Source organism: Pseudomonas sp. BJa3 (assembly GCF_026343815.1).
In the GTDB taxonomy this organism is placed as follows: Bacteria; Pseudomonadota; Gammaproteobacteria; order Pseudomonadales; family Pseudomonadaceae; genus Aquipseudomonas; species Aquipseudomonas soli.
Window position 1 is genome coordinate 151,766 of the sequence record NZ_JAOXMC010000013.1, and the last position, 15,983, is coordinate 167,748.

Annotated in this window: 16 protein-coding genes, 2 pseudogenes and 2 riboswitches; of the genes and pseudogenes, 9 read left to right on the plus strand and 9 right to left on the minus strand. The window is 65.2% G+C overall.

From position 1 onward, the window contains the following. The first annotated feature begins 1 nt into the window (after position 1). The 5 genes from OH705_RS17850 to OH705_RS17870 are packed head-to-tail and all read left to right on the plus strand — an operon-like array spanning position 2 to position 4,148. Complete coding sequence (locus OH705_RS17850) at positions 2 to 682, plus strand: TenA family transcriptional regulator (RefSeq protein WP_023632524.1); 681 nt, start codon at positions 2 to 4, stop codon at positions 680 to 682. Beyond that, complete coding sequence (locus tag OH705_RS17855; RefSeq protein WP_104445261.1) at positions 669 to 1,475, plus strand: SDR family oxidoreductase; 807 nt, start codon at positions 669 to 671, stop codon at positions 1,473 to 1,475. The genes OH705_RS17850 and OH705_RS17855 overlap by 14 nt, the downstream gene beginning before the upstream one ends. Continuing rightward, positions 1,472 to 2,113 carry a tetratricopeptide repeat protein gene (locus tag OH705_RS17860; protein WP_104445262.1) on the plus strand — a complete coding sequence of 214 codons (642 nt, stop codon included), beginning with the start codon at positions 1,472 to 1,474 and terminating at the stop codon, positions 2,111 to 2,113. Before OH705_RS17855 ends, OH705_RS17860 begins: the two co-directional genes overlap by 4 nt. A 2-nt stretch (positions 2,114 to 2,115) precedes the next feature. Beyond that, on the plus strand, positions 2,116 to 2,778 hold the full coding sequence (locus tag OH705_RS17865) for a response regulator (RefSeq protein ID WP_038706279.1): 663 nt from the start codon (positions 2,116 to 2,118) through the stop codon (positions 2,776 to 2,778). After that, positions 2,775 to 4,148: an ATP-binding protein gene (locus OH705_RS17870; RefSeq protein ID WP_267302665.1), complete on the plus strand. Its 1,374-nt coding sequence runs from the start codon at positions 2,775 to 2,777 to the stop codon at positions 4,146 to 4,148. Before OH705_RS17865 ends, OH705_RS17870 begins: the two co-directional genes overlap by 4 nt. Here the strand turns inward: OH705_RS17870 and OH705_RS17875 are convergent, their stop codons facing one another. Both OH705_RS17875 and OH705_RS17880 read right to left on the minus strand, forming a co-directional pair. Beyond that, positions 4,149 to 4,535 (minus strand): VOC family protein, encoded by a 387-nt coding sequence (locus tag OH705_RS17875; RefSeq protein WP_023631650.1) that lies wholly within the window; start codon positions 4,533 to 4,535, stop codon positions 4,149 to 4,151. It lies immediately after the preceding gene. A gap of 150 nt (positions 4,536 to 4,685) precedes the next feature. After that, complete coding sequence (locus tag OH705_RS17880) at positions 4,686 to 5,405, minus strand: IclR family transcriptional regulator (RefSeq protein ID WP_267302666.1); 720 nt, start codon at positions 5,403 to 5,405, stop codon at positions 4,686 to 4,688. Between the two features lie 180 nt (positions 5,406 to 5,585). On the opposite strand from OH705_RS17880, the gene OH705_RS17885 reads away from it, so the two are divergent. The 3 genes and pseudogenes from OH705_RS17885 to OH705_RS29345 all read left to right on the plus strand — a co-directional run. Continuing rightward, positions 5,586 to 6,338: an SDR family NAD(P)-dependent oxidoreductase gene (locus tag OH705_RS17885; protein WP_267302667.1), complete on the plus strand. Its 753-nt coding sequence runs from the start codon at positions 5,586 to 5,588 to the stop codon at positions 6,336 to 6,338. A gap of 213 nt (positions 6,339 to 6,551) precedes the next feature. Continuing rightward, a pseudogene (locus OH705_RS29340) lies at positions 6,552 to 7,268 on the plus strand (PAS domain-containing protein); the annotation flags it as partial. A 117-nt stretch (positions 7,269 to 7,385) separates the two neighbouring features. Continuing rightward, a pseudogene (locus OH705_RS29345) lies at positions 7,386 to 7,805 on the plus strand (methyl-accepting chemotaxis protein); the annotation flags it as partial. Here the strand turns inward: OH705_RS29345 and OH705_RS17895 are convergent. The 7 genes from OH705_RS17895 to OH705_RS17925 all read right to left on the minus strand — a co-directional run bounded on the left by OH705_RS17895 (position 7,780) and on the right by OH705_RS17925 (position 14,228). Beyond that, on the minus strand, positions 7,780 to 11,037 hold the full coding sequence (locus OH705_RS17895) for a transporter substrate-binding domain-containing protein (protein WP_416383583.1): 3,258 nt from the start codon (positions 11,035 to 11,037) through the stop codon (positions 7,780 to 7,782). The pseudogene OH705_RS29345 and the gene OH705_RS17895 sit on opposite strands and share 26 nt — an antisense overlap. A 3-nt stretch (positions 11,038 to 11,040) precedes the next feature. After that, the gene (locus OH705_RS17900; RefSeq protein WP_023630915.1) at positions 11,041 to 11,655 is read right to left on the minus strand and encodes a response regulator transcription factor; all 615 of its coding nucleotides are present in this window, start codon (positions 11,653 to 11,655) and stop codon (positions 11,041 to 11,043) included. A 188-nt stretch (positions 11,656 to 11,843) separates the two neighbouring features. Next, on the minus strand, positions 11,844 to 12,086 hold the full coding sequence (locus tag OH705_RS17905; RefSeq protein ID WP_094012014.1) for a DUF1272 domain-containing protein: 243 nt from the start codon (positions 12,084 to 12,086) through the stop codon (positions 11,844 to 11,846). A gap of 64 nt (positions 12,087 to 12,150) precedes the next feature. Next, complete coding sequence (gene cobM / locus OH705_RS17910) at positions 12,151 to 12,903, minus strand: precorrin-4 C(11)-methyltransferase (protein ID WP_023630917.1); 753 nt, start codon at positions 12,901 to 12,903, stop codon at positions 12,151 to 12,153. A 29-nt stretch (positions 12,904 to 12,932) separates the two neighbouring features. Continuing rightward, positions 12,933 to 13,343: a cobalamin biosynthesis protein gene (locus tag OH705_RS17915; protein WP_038706276.1), complete on the minus strand. Its 411-nt coding sequence runs from the start codon at positions 13,341 to 13,343 to the stop codon at positions 12,933 to 12,935. Continuing rightward, complete coding sequence (locus OH705_RS17920; protein WP_038706275.1) at positions 13,343 to 14,032, minus strand: CbtA family protein; 690 nt, start codon at positions 14,030 to 14,032, stop codon at positions 13,343 to 13,345. The genes OH705_RS17915 and OH705_RS17920 overlap by 1 nt, the downstream gene beginning before the upstream one ends. Positions 14,033 to 14,042: 10 nt before the next feature. Next, positions 14,043 to 14,228 carry a CbtB domain-containing protein gene (locus OH705_RS17925; RefSeq protein WP_023631330.1) on the minus strand — a complete coding sequence of 62 codons (186 nt, stop codon included), beginning with the start codon at positions 14,226 to 14,228 and terminating at the stop codon, positions 14,043 to 14,045. A 98-nt stretch (positions 14,229 to 14,326) separates the two neighbouring features. Next, positions 14,327 to 14,552: riboswitch (cobalamin riboswitch) on the minus strand. 60 nt (positions 14,553 to 14,612) lie between these two features. Then, a riboswitch (cobalamin riboswitch) is annotated at positions 14,613 to 14,812 on the plus strand. A 100-nt stretch (positions 14,813 to 14,912) separates the two neighbouring features. On the opposite strand from OH705_RS17925, the gene cobW reads away from it, so the two are divergent. Further along, positions 14,913 to 15,980: a cobalamin biosynthesis protein CobW gene (gene cobW, locus OH705_RS17930; RefSeq protein WP_038706274.1), complete on the plus strand. Its 1,068-nt coding sequence runs from the start codon at positions 14,913 to 14,915 to the stop codon at positions 15,978 to 15,980. Positions 15,981 to 15,983 lie beyond the last annotated feature (3 nt).

The window sequence follows — 15,983 nt, forward strand, 5'->3', positions numbered from 1 at the left end:
CATGTCCTTTTTCGAAAACCTGCAAGCACAGACCGCCAGTGAGCGCGAAGCGCTGTTCAGTGTCCCGGTGATCCGCGATGCCCTGGGTGGCGTGGTCAGCCTGGAGGGTTATGTGGCCTTCCTGACCCAGGCCTACCACCATGTGCGTCATACCGTACCGTTGATGATGGCCTGTGGCGCCCGTCTGCCATCGCGTCTCGAGTGGTTACGTGGCGCCGTGTGCGAGTACATCGAGGAGGAATACGGCCACGAACGCTGGATCCTCAACGACATCGCCGCCTGTGGCGGTGACCCGGACAAGGTCCGCGATGGGCGTCCCGCGTTGCCGATCGAGTTGATGGTCGCCTTCCTCTACGACTTGATCGCTCGGGGTAACCCGGTGGGGCTGTTCGGCATGGTCAATGTGCTCGAGGGCACCAGCATCGCTCTGGCCACCCAGGCTGCCGGCAGGATACAGGGTAGCCTGGGGCTTGCGGACAAGGCTTTCAGCTACCTCAGTTCCCACGGCGCCCTGGACCAGGATCACATGGTGACTTACCGCGGCCTTATGGACCGCCTGGACGACAGTGGCGATCAGCAGGCGGTGATCCATGCGGCCAAGGTGGTATACCGCCTGTACACCGAAATGTTCCAGCACCTGCCACGTGCAGGCCAGAGTGAGGTGCGGCATGCGCTTGCCTGATTGCGTGGTGGTGTTGACCGGGGCCAGCGGCGGAATCGGCCTGGAGCTGGCCGAGCAGCTGTGTGCCGCCGGCGCCCGGGTGCTGGCCGTAAGCCGACACCTTGGCCCGCTGGCGCAGTTGATGAACCGTTATCCGCAGCAATTGCGCTGGCAAGCGGCTGACCTGCGCTGTGCCCAGAGCCGCGAGGACGTGCTGGCGGCGGCGCGGTCCATGGGTGGTGTCAACGTGCTGATCAACGCTGCGGGGATCAATCGCTTCGCCTTGCTCGACCAGCTTGACGAGGCGGCTCTCGACGAGCTGCTGGATATCAACCTCAAGGCCGCACTGCAGCTGACCCGTGCCTGCCTGCCGCTGTTACGCGATCAGCCTCGGGCCCTGGTGGTCAACGTGGGCTCTACCTACGGCTCGATCGGCTACCCCGGCTACGCCGCCTACTGCGCTAGCAAGTTCGCGCTGCGCGGCTTTTCCGAAGCACTGCGCCGCGAGCTGGCCGACACCCCGGTGAACGTGCTATATGCCGCGCCACGAGCAACGCGCACGGCAATGAACAGCAATGCCGCCACGGCGCTCAACCAGGCACTGAAGGTCGGCGTGGACCAGCCGCGGGATGTGGCCCGCGCGGTGCTCGATGCGGTCCAGTCCGAGCGCAGCGAGGTGTACCTCGGCTGGCCGGAAAAACTCTTCGTGCGTTTGAACGGCATGCTGCCGGGGTTGGTTGATCGTGCCCTGCGCAAGCAACTGCCGCTGATTCGTCGTTTTAGCGCCCATCCGGGCAAGGAGTCAGGCAAATGAAACGTCTGCTATTGGCCGGTGTGCTGGCCTTTTCGCCCCTTGTCTGGGCCCTCGACCAAGCCGGCAACCAGCGCCTGAGCGAGGTGCAGCAGCGCTGGGCGCAGATTCAGTACCAATTGCCCGAAGCGCAGCGCGCCAAAGCGTTCGAGGCGCTGGCCGTGGAAGCGGCAGGGTTTGTCCGTCAATACCCGGGGTCGGCGGAACCCTTGATCTGGGAGGGCATCGTCAACAGCAGTTGGGCTGGCGCCACAGGCGGGCTCGGCGCGCTGGGTAAAGTCAAGGCCGCCCGTGCCAGCCTGGAAAAGGCGTTGGCGCTGGACCCCAAGGCCCTGCAAGGGTCGGCCTACACCAGCCTGGGGGCTTTGTACGATCGGGTGCCGGGCTGGCCCTTGGGGTTCGGTGACCAGGACAAGGCCGACGCGATGCTGCGCCAGGCCCTGGCGATCAACCCCGACGGTATCGACAGCAACTACTTCTGGGCCGACCACTTGTACCGGCAGAACCGCTACGGTGAAGCCCGTGCTGCCTTGGACAAGGCCCTGCACGCCGCGCCGCGGCCAGGACGCGGGCTGGCCGACCAGGGCCGGCGCGGGGAAATCGATGCTTTACTCAAGGCCATCGAGGACAAACAGGACTGAGCATGCGCCTGCTACTGGTTGAGGATGACGCCGCTTTGGGCGAGGGAATCTGCGATGGCCTGCGGCTGGAGGGCTACACCCTCGACTGGTTGCAGGATGGCCAGAGTGCGTTGCATGCGCTAGGCGTCGAGAGCTTCGACGTGCTGGTGCTGGACCTGGGGTTGCCGCGTCTGGATGGCCTGGAACTGTTGCGTCGGCTGCGCGCCGCGGAAAACGCCATGCCGGTGCTGATCCTCACCGCGCGCGACGGGCTGGAGGATCGCATCGCGGGGCTGGATGCCGGTGCCGACGATTACCTGGTAAAACCCTTCGACCTCAACGAACTCAAGGCCCGCCTGCGCGCGCTGCTGCGGCGCAGCGCAGGCCGCGCCCGGGTGCTGATCGAGCATGCCGGCGTGAGCCTGGATCCGACGACCCAGCAGGTGCGCTACAACGGCCAGCCAGTCGTACTCACGCCCAAGGAGTATCTGCTGCTGCACGAGTTGCTTGCCCAGCCGGGCAAGGTTTTCACCCGTGAGCGCCTGACCCAGTTGCTCTATGGGTGGGACGAGGAGCCTGAGAGCAATACCCTTGAAGTCAATATCTACCAGTTGCGCAAGAAGCTATTCAACGGCCTGATCCGCACGGTGCGCGGTATCGGCTACCTGGTGGAGGGGCGCGCATGAGTTCGTTGCGCCAGCGCACGCTGTGGCGGGTCATGCTGTTGCTGCTGGTCGGCAGCGGTCTGCTGGCGCTGTACAACTACCACGACAGCCGCCATGAAATCACCGAGGTCTACGATGCCCATCTGGCGCAGAACGCTCGCCTGCTGCAGGGGGTGATGAGCCTGCCCGTGCACGAGCAGAACCGGCAGGCGCTGTACCAGGCGTTCGACGAGGCGCTGAGCAAGGCGGGGCGGCACCGGGTCGGCCATCCCTACGAAAGCAAGCTGGCCTTCCAAGTGTGGGACGACCAGGCCACCTCGCTGGTGCATACACCCAGCGCGCCCGCTTTCGCGGTGCCACCGAGCACGCCGGGGTTTTCCGACATGCTGGTTCAGGGGCAGCGTTGGCGTGGTTTCGTGCTGCCGGTGCCGGAGAAGCACTGGCTGATCTGGGTGGGGGAGCGCAACGATGTTCGCTACGACCTGATCGACAGGATCGTGCGCCACACGCTGATGCCGTTTCTGCTCGGCAGCCTGGCATTGGCGCTGCTGGTCTGGGCGGCCATCGGCTGGGGACTGCAGCCGTTACAGAACATGGCCCGGGTGATCCGTGGCCGGCACGCCGAGTCCCTGGAACCTCTGCAGCTGGTGCCGTTGCCCAAGGAACTCGAGCCGATGCAGGCGGCGATCAACCGGTTGCTTGCGCAGATCGAGCAATTGCTGCGCCGAGAACATCGTTTCATTGCCGATGCCGCCCACGAGATGCGCACGCCGCTGGCGATTCTGCGCCTCCACGCGCAGAACGCCCAGGCGGCCACCGGTGAGGCTGAGCGCGACAAGGCGCTGGGGTATCTGATCGGAGGCGTCGACCGCCTGACCCGGGTGGTCAACCAACTGCTGACCCTGGCCCGCCTTGAACCTCGCCTGGCGCAGCGCAACTGGGCCGCAATCGATCTCGGTGTACTGGCCACCGAAACCCTGGCAGAGCTGACCCCGTGGATCCTCGAACGCGGTCAGGAGCCCTCTCTGGAGATCGCCGAAGGCGTTGATTATCGCGTGTTCAGCGATGCCGGTGCCCTGGCCATCGCCTTGCAGAACCTGGTGACCAACGCGGTGGATCATTCGCCCCCTGGGGGGCGGGTGCGTGTCGCCTTGCGCCGAGATGCACAGGTGTTGGTGGTGGAGGTCCAGGACGAAGGCCCCGGTATCGAGTCGGCGGACCTTGAGCGGGTATTCGAGCGCTTCTACAGCAAGGACACGCCCAATGGTGCCGGCCTGGGATTGTCGATCGTGAGCACCGTCATCAAACGCCTGGACGGTAGTGTGCAACTGCGCAACGCCTCGCCGCGCGGGCTGTGCGCCACCCTGCGGTTGCCGGCGGCCCAGAGCTGATCAATGGCGTTGTGCGATCTGGATCAGGTTGCCGCAGGTGTCGTCGAACACGGCCACGGTGACCGGGCCCACGGGGGTAGGTGACTGGGTGAAGTGCACGCCCGCCTTGCACAGCCTTTCATATTCAGCCTGGATATCGCGCACGCCGAACGAAGTGGCGGGAATCCCGTCCTGCTTGAGGGCGGCCTTGTAGGTCTTCGCCGCTGGATGGGCATCGGGCTCGAGCAGCAACTCGACGCCATTGGGGTCATTGGGGGAGGTGAGGGTGAGCCAGCGGTACTTGCCCATGGGGATGTCGTGCCTGGGCTCGAAGCCCAGGACATGGTGGTAGAAGGCATGGGCCTTGGCCTGGTCGTCGACGAGGATGCTGGTGACTACGATCTTCATGGGTATCCCTCTTGCGGGGCATCGTGCACCTGATACTGGGGGAGTATAGAAGAGGGGCCTGATTCATGGGGGCTGCTGCGTGAACGTTGGTGGCGGCCTGCCCCCAGTGCAGTCGATGCGGTGCGGGCACTTGCGGCCCTTGGTGCGTCGTCAGCATTTCACCAGATCGAACAAAGAACGCATCGCCCGTGTCGCCATGCGACGCATCACCGGCGCCTGCAGGCGTTGCGCGGGACCACCGGCACCCAGCGCGGCCACCACCTGGCCGCGCAGGCGCAAGGGCAGGGCGAAGCAGTGCAGGTCCGGGCGCGAGGCGGCAAGGTCAAGGGCGAAGCCTTGGTTGGCGACCTGGTGCAGTTCCTGGGCAAGGGTTTCTGGAACCGCTCGAGTGCGGAACAACTGCCTGGCCAACTGACGATCATGGGCCAGCAGCACTTTGCCGATCGCTGAAGTGGCCAGGCCATCGCGACGGCTGTCCAGCGGCTGTTGCAGGGACAGGCCGCGGCTATCCAGCGCCGCCAGCGTTAGATAGGCTCGGGTGCCCCCGGGAACGGCGAGGAAGCAGTTTTCGCCACACAGTTCGGCGAAAGCACGCAATGCTGGCGTGAAGGCCTGGCGCAGGCGCTGCTCGGTCTCGTTCAGCGGCTGAGCCAGCTGTCGCAGGCGCAGGCCGAGGGTGTAGAAGCGCTGCTCGCGGGTGACATAGCCAAGCGAGATCAGCGTGTCGAGCAGGCCATGGATGGTGCTCTTGCCCAGGCCACTGCGTGCTGCGAGGTCGTTCAGGCGTGCCCGACCGCCTTCGGCGCGAAGGAGTTCGAGCAAGCGCATGGCGCGCTCCAGGGACTGTATCTGGCGAGGGTTGGTGGTCATGGGCGATCCCGTTGTGCGATGGCTGCACATTGTGCCTGCAATCGTCGCAGCGTGCAGGCGCAGCGCAGTGCAAGGTTCGACAATGTCGAACTGCGGCGCTTTTGTGGGACCAATACAGCCTCTGGCTGATTCCGCGCCGTAGACTCGCCGGCAAATCCAACCAGCCAGAGGAATCAGTACATGGATCTGCAACTGCAAGGTGCCCGAGTCGTGGTCAGCGGCGGGACGCGCGGGATCGGCCGGGCAATCGTCGAATGCTTCCTTGGCGAAGGCGCCCAGGTGGCCTTCTGCGCCCGGGACGAGGCCGGAGTAAGCCAGGCCGAGGCGCAGTTGAACGGGCACGCCTGGGGCAGGGCGGTAGACATTACCGACGCCGACGAAGTCGAGGGGTGGATCGCCGCCGCCGCCGAACGCATGGGAGGGGTTGACATCGTCGTGCCCAACGTCAGTGCCCTGGCCCATGGCAGCGAGGCGGCCGTATGGCGGCAGGCCTTCGAGACCGACCTGCTGGGCAGCGTGCGGCTGGTCACGGCGGCGCTGCCCTGGCTCAGGGAGTCCGCGCAAGCGGCGGTGGTGCTGATTTCCAGCGTATCCGGGCGCGAACTGAGCAGTTTCGACGAACCCTACGGGGTGCTCAAGGCTGCCCTGACCCACTATGGCAAGACGCTCTCGGCGCGTCATGCGGCAGAGGGCATCCGGGTCAATTGCGTGTCCCCCGGCAATGTCTACTTCGCCGACGGTGTCTGGGGGCGTATCGAGCAGGAGCAGCCCCAGGTGTTCGCCCGCAGCCTGACGGCCAACCCACTGGGGCGCATGGCTCGACCCGACGAGGTGGCGCGAGCCACAGTGTTCCTGGCCAGTCCCGCAGCCAGCTTCATCACTGGCACCAACCTGCTGGTCGACGGTGGCCTGACCCGCGGTGTGCAGTTCTGATGACAGTCAGAGCCTGTAGCGAGGTGAACCCCGGTCCTGACCTGACAGACGGCACAAATGCCTAATGCGAAAGTGATATCAGATCGCTTGCAGGCCTTGGCCGCCGATCTATGCTCAGGACATCCGTGGAATCAGGAGGCCCGGCTCATGTTCGAGTATCATCGCAAGTCCGATCTGGTCGAGATCCAGCGCTGCCGGCAGGCCCTGGCGGGCATGGAGGCGAAGCTGGCAGCGATCAGCCGCTCGATGGCGATGATCGAGTTCACGCCGGATGGCACGATCCTCGAGGCGAACGAACACTTCTGCAAGACCATGGGCTACAGCGCCGACGAGTTACGTGGCAAGCACCACCGGCTGTTTTGCGACCCGACCTATGCCAAGAGTGCCGAGTACCAGCAACTGTGGCGCGAGCTGGGTGAGGGCAAGGCTATCGGCGGTACGTTCGAGCGCCTGGACAAGGCGGGGCGCGAGGTGTGGCTGGAAGCCAGCTACATGCCGGTGATCGACGAGCGCCAGCAGGTGACCAGCGTGATCAAGGTGGCCTCCGACATTACCCGCCACGTGATCGAGGAGCACGAGAGCGAAAGCCTGCTCAAGGCTATCGGCCGTTCGATGGCGGTGATCGAGTTCACTCCGGCTGGGCGAGTGATCAAGGCCAACCAGAACTTCCTCGACACCATGGGCTATCGCCTGGAGGAAGTGGTCGGGCGCCACCATGGGCTGTTCTGCCTGCCCCATGAACGCGAATCATCCCAGTACCGCGATTTCTGGGCGTCGCTCAACCGTGGCGAGTACCATTCACATCGCTTCGAGCGGGTCAACAAACAGGGCCAGACGGTTTACCTCAAGGCTTCCTACAACCCGATCTTCGACAACAAGGGCCGGCTGTACAAGGTGGTGAAGTTCGCCAGCGACATCACCCATCAGATCAGCACCCAGCAAACCGCCGCCGACGCCGCCCATGCCAGCTCGGTGCAGACCGATGCCTGTGCGCGCAAGGGTACCCAGGTGGTGCAGCAGGCAGTCGAGGTGATCGAGCAGATCTCATGCGAGCTCAATGATGCCGCCCGTACCATCGATGCCGTGAGCAAGCAGTCCGAAGTGATCGGGCAGATCGTCCTGACCATCCGTGGCATCGCTGACCAGACCAACCTTTTGGCGCTCAATGCCGCCATCGAGGCGGCCCGGGCCGGGGAGCATGGCCGTGGCTTCGCCGTGGTCGCCGACGAGGTGCGCAACCTGGCTGCGCGCACCAGCAAGGCGACCCTGGAGATCGTCGAGGTGGTGCGACAGAATCATGACCTGTCGTTGACCGCGGTGGCCAGCATGCAGTCAAGCCTGACCCGCACCGGCCTGGGCGTGGAACTGGCCAATGAAGCCGGTACGGTGATCATGGAGATCCAGGAGGGCTCAAGGCACGTGGTGGACGCCATCAGCCAGATCAGTTCGACCCTTCAATTGCACTGAGGCTCTGACGCAGTTCGAGCTCCAGGGTATGCAGGCTCGCCCGTAACTGGGCGAGCCCCTTCTCCACCGGCTGCCCTTGGGCGATGGCCTGTTCCAAGGCCTCGCAGTCCTGCCTCACGCCCTTGACCTTGAGCATTCGGGCGCCGCCCTTGACCCGGTGGACCACCGGAGCGAGGGCGGCGCCCGACGGGTTGTCACCGAGCGCGTGCAGCGCCTGCAGGTCTTCGGCACTGCTTTGCGCCAACTGCTCCAGCAGGCGCTTGACCAGCCGATCATCGTCCTGGGTGAGGTGGCGCAGTTGCGCCAGATCGAAGCCGCTGGCGCGGGGTGCCTCGGTGGCCAGCGGCAGGCAAGCCTTGAGCGCCTGCAGGCCGATCGGTTTGAACAGGCACTCATCCATGCCGTTGTCCAGGCAGCGCTGGCGCTCCTCGGCCTGGGCATTTGCCGTCACGCCAATGATTCGAACCGCGGGCAGGTTTGCCTCGCGCTCCCGAGCGCGTATCTGCCGGGTCAGCTCATGGCCGTCCATGACCGGCATGCTGCAGTCGGTGATGACCACGTCGAAACGGCCGTCCTGCCAGAGTGACAGCGCGGCCTTGCCCTGCTCGGCGAGGGTCACCTGATGCCCAAGTGAACGCAGTTGCTTGTCGAGCAATAGCAGGTTGGCGGGGTAGTCATCGACGATCAGGACCTGCAGGGGGCCTGCGCCGGGTTCGATCAAGGCGTTGCCGGTTGTTTCGGTGCCAGGAGGCGCGGCGCCGGGCAGTGTCAGGTGCACTGCAACCTGGGTCCCCAGCCCCTCGATGCTGTTCATGTTCAGTTCGCCTCCCATCAGCTCGCACAACTCGCGGCTGATCACCAGGCCGAGGCCGGCGCCCTGGCGCGCCTGCCGGCCATCGACCTGGGAAAAGGAGGTGAACAGGCGGGCCTGGTCAATGCTGCTGATACCCACGCCACTGTCCTTGATCTGCAGCGTGATCTCGAACATGCCGCCGTCGACCGGAGCGATGGTCAGCGACACTTCGATATGGCCCTGATCGGTGAACTTGATGGCGTTGCTCACCAGGTTCGACAGAACTTGCTTGAAGCGCAGCGGGTCGACGAGCAACCAGGTGGGCGAGTCGGGCAGCTGCGCGGTCATTACCAGCCCTTTCAGGTTGGCGCTGCCTTCGAACACCCGCAGGGTCGAATGGATCAGCGCGACCAGGTCGCAGGCCACGGGTTGCAGCGTCATATGGCCGGACTCGATACGCGAGATATCGAGCACATCGCCGATCAGGTCGAGCAGGCCAAGTGCCGAACCGTGAGCCGCCTCCAGCGCCTGGCGGTCGCTATGACCGTGCTGGCTGTCTTCAAGCGCCATCTCGAGCAGGCCGATCACCGCGTTCATCGGAGTGCGGATCTCGTGGCTCATGACCGCCAGGAAGGTACTTTTCGCCCGGCTCGCCTGTTCGGCATCGTCCTTGGCCTGACGCAGCTGTTCGAGCAGGCCGCGGCTGAGTGCCAGTTGCTCCTGCAAAGCGCGCTGGGCTTCGCTGCGCTGGTGGATCAGCTTGCGCAGGTAGGTATTCCAGAACACCACGCCAGCCAGCAACAGGGCGGCCAGAACCAGTACCTGCAGGGCCAGGGTGCGGTAGTTGCGCCAGGGGATGTCGCTGACGGCTGCGTTGGTTCGCCATTGACTGACCAGTTGTTCCAGTTCGTCAGGTGGAATGCTCAGCAAAGCCTTGTCGAGGATGGCCTGCAACTGCGGCTGCGCAGGACCCACGGCGAAAGTTGCCAGGGCCGGCTCATCACCGTACAGGCCGGCAATGCGCAGGCGGTCCTTGAACACCTGGTTGATGAAATAGCTGGCGTTGATGTGCGAGCCAAGGGCGACGTCGGCATTACCATTGGCCACGGCCTCCATCAGTTGCAGGGGGTTTTCCACTTCTACGATCCGCAGTTCGCCGTACTCGCGTTCCAGGCCTTCGCGCAACGGTGAACCGCGCAGCAGCGCCACTCGCAGTCCTTTCAGTGGTTGCTGCGGTTCCAGGGACGGGGCATCCCGCCGTGTGACCACTACCCGCGGGCTGATCATGTAGGGTCGGGTGTAGCGCAGGCGTTGCGCGCGGTGCTCGCCGTAGCCGATGGCACCGATCATGTTCGCCTTGCCTTGGGCGACCTGCTCGACCATCTCCTCGAAAGACTCCGATTCGACCACCTTGAAGCGCAACCCCGTGCGCAGGCCGATACGCTCCAGGAGGTTCAAGGCGATACCCCGTGGTTGCTGCTGGGCGTCGGTGAAGCTCAGGGGCGCCAGCGTGGTGTTGATCATCACGCTGACCTGCCGGTGTTGCGCGATCCAGTCTCGCTCCTCTTGGGTCAAGGCATCGAGGCGGCGGTCGAGCAGCAGGCTGGTGCTGCCTCCGGCCCAGCGGCGCAGGATGTTGAGCCGTTCGCTGTCGGCGATGCGCCCGAGGGCGAGGTCGACCAGTTGCAACAGGCGCAGGTTGTCCTGGTTCAGTGCAAAGGCAAAGCTGCTGGCCGGGGCCTTGACGAAGTGATCGACCTTGACCGTTTGTTGGAAACCCTTGGCGATTGCATAGTCGGTACTGATGGCATCACCCAGGTAAGCGTCGGCCTGTCCCAGGGCCACGGCGGCGACCCCGGCGAGGGTCGAGCGATACAGCTCCAGCCGGGCGCGGGGATAGAGGCGACGCACCGCCTGAATGGGCAGGTAGTGATCCACCATGGCAAGGCGCAGCTCGGCCAGGTCGTCACCGTCGCGCAGGGCCTGGTTCTTGCGCGTTACGATGACCGGTAGGTCGTCGGCATAGGGCAGGCTGAGGGCCAGGTGCGCATCATTGGCTTCGAAAGCATTGGAGCTGCCTAGCAGGTCGATCTCGCCAGCGCGCAGCGCCGCCAGCGCCTGCTCGCGGCTTGGATAACGGCGCACCTGGACCGGCACGCCCAACTGCTCGCCGATCAGGCCGGCATAGTCCGCGCTCAGGCCTTCGTAGTCGGACTGACTGTTGTTGATGTCGAAGGGGGGGTAGTCCGGGCGCGAGCTGCCCAGCACCAGGCGTCCACGCTCTGCAAGCCACTGACGGTCGGAGGCGGCGAGCGTCAAGGGAGGCGCCGCGCTGAGGGCGCGGGCCAGAAGATGTCGGGATTCGCTGTGCGCTTCGCTGTGCGCGGGAAGTGCCGGCAGCATGGCCAGCAGCAGGCACAGCAGGGCGCCCTTGTTCATGACTCAGGCCACGTTGTTGCGTTTGGCCAGGTCGACCATTTCCACCAGCGACTCGACCTTGAGCTTTTCCATGATCCGGCCGCGGTAGGTGCTGATGGTCTTGGCGCTGAGGTTCATCTGTTCACCGATCAGTTTGTTGCTCTGGCCGGCGCTGAGCCGACGCAACACTTCCATTTCGCGGTTGGACAGCAGTCCCAGGCGCGACGTCTCGCTTTCCAGGGTATTGCTGTTGACTGCCATCTGCGGAAAGGTCGAGTAGCCCTTGACCAAGGCCTTGAGGGCAAAGACCAGGGCATCGAGGTCTTCGTCCTTGTTGACGAAGGCCGAGATGCCGGCGTCCATGCAGCGGCGCACGTAGAGATCGGCGGGCTGGCCGGTGAGTGCCATGATCCGCGGCGGAGGGGCGATCAACTTGAGACGCTTGATCACCTCCATGCCGTCGAGGTCCGGTAGGCCGATGTCGAGGATGACCACGTCTGCCTTGGTTTGCTCGGCCAGGCGTGCGGCCTCTTTGCCTTTGCCGGTTTCGCCCACGACGGTGAAGCGTTCGCGTTCAAGCAGTATGCGTACGGCGAGCCGCACGATGTGGTGGTCATCGACCAACAGCACGGATGTCATTCAGGTAGCTCCTGTCAAAGTGCATCCCGCTTCCAGCCTTGTCTTCAAGGTTCCGGGCCGCGGACTTGCTGGGCAGCGCGCACCTTACGGATATTCAGCACCCTTGGTAATAGGCGAGTATAGGGGTGTTGAAAAACCCGCGCCAAGATGTGGAAAATTCCTACAAACAAGGTTCGAGCACAGGGGCTTCAGGCGCAGGGTGCGTGGGGCTTGAGTACACGGAGTGCGGAGGCGGGATTGTTGCCCAGTACCTTGCCCACGCGGGTTGGGCGCGTCACCAGTTGGCCGCCGCAATTTGGGCAGCGGTCATGGAAGTGCTGCGCGTTGCAGGCACGGCAGAAGGTGCACTCGAACGAGCAGATCAGCGCATCCGGGCTTTCAGGTGGCAGGTCGGTGTCGCAGCATTCGCAGTTGGGGCGCAGGTCGAGCATGTTCAGGGCTTCCATCCAGTTGGAAAGCCCAGTGTGCGCCGCCGCTGCCCGCTCGGCAATCGCTTCACGGGCCGGGCCGATAGAGGTGGGCGTGGCCGGCGCGATACAGGGCGGATTCGGCGAAGGGGGCGTCGCCCAGGACATGCCCCACGAGGATCAGCGCGGTGCGTCGGAAGCCCTTGGCGGCCACGCGTTCGGTGATGTCCGCCAGGGTGCCCTTGACCCAGTCCTGATCTGGCCAGGTGGCGCGATGGACCACGGCGATGGGACAGTCGGTACCGTAATGCGGCAGCAACTGTTCGACGATCCGCTCCAGATGACGTACGCCCAGGTGAATGGCCAGGGTGCTGCCATGGCGGGCCAGATCGGCCAGCTGTTCACCGGCCGGCATCGGCGAACTGTCGCCGTAGCGGGTGAGGATCACCGTCTGCGCTACGCCTGGCAATGTCAGCTCACAGCCCAGCAGCGCGGCGCTTGCGGCGGTGGCGGTGACGCCGGGGACGATCTGGTAGTCGATGCCCAGCTCACGCAGGTGGCGGATCTGTTCGCCGATGGCTCCATACAGGCTGGGGTCGCCGCTATGCACGCGGGCTACATCCTCCCCGTTGGCATGTGCCTGGCGCATGGCCTCGATAATCTGCTCCAGGTGTAGCTCGGCGCTGTTGAGCACGGTGTGCGCCTGGTGCCCCTCGAGCACCGCAGCAGGTACCAGGGAGCCCGCGTAGATGAGCACGGGGCATTGGCGGATCAGGCGTTGGCCCTTGACCGTGATCAGCTCGGGATCGCCGGGGCCGGCGCCGATGAAATAGACCGTCATGGGGGTTCCTTGCAGGTAAAAGGATCGGATTATCCGCCGATGGCCAGGGCCAGGGTAGCGCCTCGTAACCCCTGCCTTGGTACGCGCAGGCGCGGCTCGGTGCCGCTGCGCCCGGCCAGGGCCAGCGCCGCGCTTTCGGCCACGCCCCAGCAGCCGGTCTGCGCGTACGCTATTGTCGAGCGCTGGCTGAGCAGCGGTTCGAAGGTTGCCAGGTGGCTGCTGTCGAAGCAGATGAACGGCAGGCCGAGCCGTTCGGCCAGCGCCAGCAGGCCGGGTTCGCGCGCCTTGGGTTCGATGCTGGCAATGGCCTTGAGGGCCGACAGAGGCAGGGCGTGGCTGGTCAGCGTCTGGCGCAGCAGCACGGCGAGTGTTTCGACCGGGCAGCCACGCCGGCAGCCAAAGCCGGCATATAACGCCGGCGGGCGAGCGAGGTCGCGCATCAGGCCTGACTGGAGCGGCGGAACAACCAGGCGCTGAGCAGGCCCAGGGCCAGCCAGAACGCGGCGTTGGTCAGCCAGGATGCGATCTTGAACTGGGTTTCCAGCGCTTCGGGGGCCAAGCTTTCATGAACCGCTGGTTGCGGCGCGCCGATCAGGTGAGGGACTACCAGCAGGGCGACACCCAGCACCTTGAACAGCCAATGGTGGGCGAAGACCAGCAGCGCCAGGCCCGCGGCGGTGGCGGCGGCGGTGCCGATCCACCAAGTCTGGCGCTGGCCGAGGTCGGCGGCGGCTGTCCCCGGAAGTTCCGGTGGCAGACCCAGGGTCGGCGCCAGGCAGAACACGGCGAAGCCCGCCAGGCCCCACAGCGCACCGGTGGCCACTCGGCCTGGGGTGCGCAGGCTGTACAGGGCGGCGAGAATCAGAGCGAAGCCGACGGCTACCACCAGGTTGCCACCGGTAGTGGACAGGACCCGCTGCCAGCCATCTTCGGGCGCCCAGGCCTCGGCGCTGTGCTCATGAGGTGCTGCCGCCTCGCCGTGCTCATGGTGTTCGACGGCGGGGGCGGCGGTTTCATAGGTTTCCGCCTGGAGAATCAGCGGGGCGACCCAGAAGCTTTGCAGCAGGGTCAGCAGCAGGGCGGCGAGCAGGCCGCTGAAACCCGCGGTACGGGCGATGCGCGTGATCATGCGGGCGTACTCAGTGGCAAGGGAAGGCAGCGCTGTGGCGGGTGTCGTGGGCGGCGTTGTGCACCGCCTCGATGTGCGAGAAACCGGCGAAGTACACCAGGCACAGGCCCAGCAGGGTGGCGCCGACCGCGACGATCAGGCGCTGGCTGAGGCTGATGGGGGTGGCGATACTGGATTTGGCGTGGGTGATGGGCATGACGCGTCCTCTGCTGCTTTTGTTGTGGCAACGGGCAGGCGCGACGCCCCCGGGCACGGTTGGCCCAGGTGATACGACAGCGCCCGCCCACCGCGGGGTGTTCTGCAAGCATGTCAGGCCGGTCTCCGGGCTGGCGAGGTGGAGTGGGGCTCCATTGGTCAAGCATCACCTTCCCATGCCATGCGGGGGCACAGTGGTTTGGATGCTTCTCTCGCTTACCGTTGCGGGGGCAGCACCGGCCTTGTCGTCCCTCTTCAAAGGGCGCGCGACGCACCGGTTTCCCGTTTCACCCCCGTTGGGGGCACCTGAACGCAATGCGTTAGCAAATCACGGGGCCGGGCCTGCGTCAATCGCTGTGGCGGTTGACCGTCAGGCAGGCACTGCGTAGCCTTGCCGGTTCGAGGTTCCCGGGCGTTGGCCCGGGCTAAGACGGGAACGCGGTACAAGCCGCGGCTGCCCCCGCAACTGTAGGCACTGATGAAGGATCGGCATAGCCACTGCGCACGCGCGGGAAGGCGCCATCCCACTGGCTGAGAAGGCCGGCGGTGCAAGCCAGGAGACCTGCCTCGCAACGTTTTCGACTTTCAACCGGGCGGGGTGATCCGGTGGCGAACCAGCCAGGGCGACTCGACCCGGGGCTGTCGTCCTGCATGCCCGCGCCACTGCTGCCAAGGGCATTGCGACATGAAAACACTGGCCAAGCTTCCCGTCACCATCGTCACCGGCTTCCTCGGCTCGGGCAAGACCACCTTGCTGCGCCATATGCTCGACAACGCCCAGGGCCGCCGGATCGCGGTGATCGTCAACGAGTTCGGCGAACTGGGTATCGATGGCGAGATCCTGAAGCAGTGCAGCATCGGTTGCTCAGAGGAAGAAGCCAACGGCCGTGTCTACGAGCTGGCCAACGGCTGCCTGTGCTGCACCGTGCAGGAAGAGTTCTTCCCGGTGATGCGCGAGCTGGTAGCGCGCCGCGGCGACCTCGACCATATCCTTATCGAAACCAGCGGCCTGGCCCTGCCCAAACCCTTGGTGCAGGCCTTCCAGTGGCCAGAGATCCGCAACGCCTGCACGGTCGATGCGGTGATCACTGTGGTCGACAGCCCGGCCGTGGCGGCCGGTACTTTCGCCGCCTATCCAGACCAGGTCGACGCCCAACGAAAGCTCGACCCTAACCTGGACCACGAATCGCCGCTGCATGAACTGTTCGCCGATCAGCTGGCCAGCGCCGACCTGGTGGTGTTGAACAAGGCCGACCTGATCGATGCCGACGGCCTGGCCAAGGTCCGTGCCGAAGTGGCCGAGGAACTGCCGCCGGCGGTCAAGGTGATCGAGGCAAGCAGTGGTCGCCTGCCGCTGGAAGTGTTGCTGGGCGTGGGCGCCGAGTCCGAGGTACATATCGACGGCCGCCGCACCCACCACGACAGCCACCACGACGGCGACGATCACGACGACCATGACCACGACGCCTTCGACTCTATCTCCATCGACTTGCCCGAGGCTGACGAAAGCCTGTTGCTCGACGCCTTGACACAACTGGTCACCGAGTTCGGCATCTTGCGCGCCAAGGGCTTCGCCGCCATTCCCGGCAAGCCGATGCGTCTGCTGATCCAGGGCGTGGGCACCCGTTTCGACAAGCATTTCGACCGCGCCTGGCGCAGCGAGGAAGCACGGATCACCCGCCTGGTGCTGATCGGCCAGGACCTGGATGCTGCACGCCTGCAAGCGCGTCTGCGCCAGGCCCTGGGCGCCTGACCC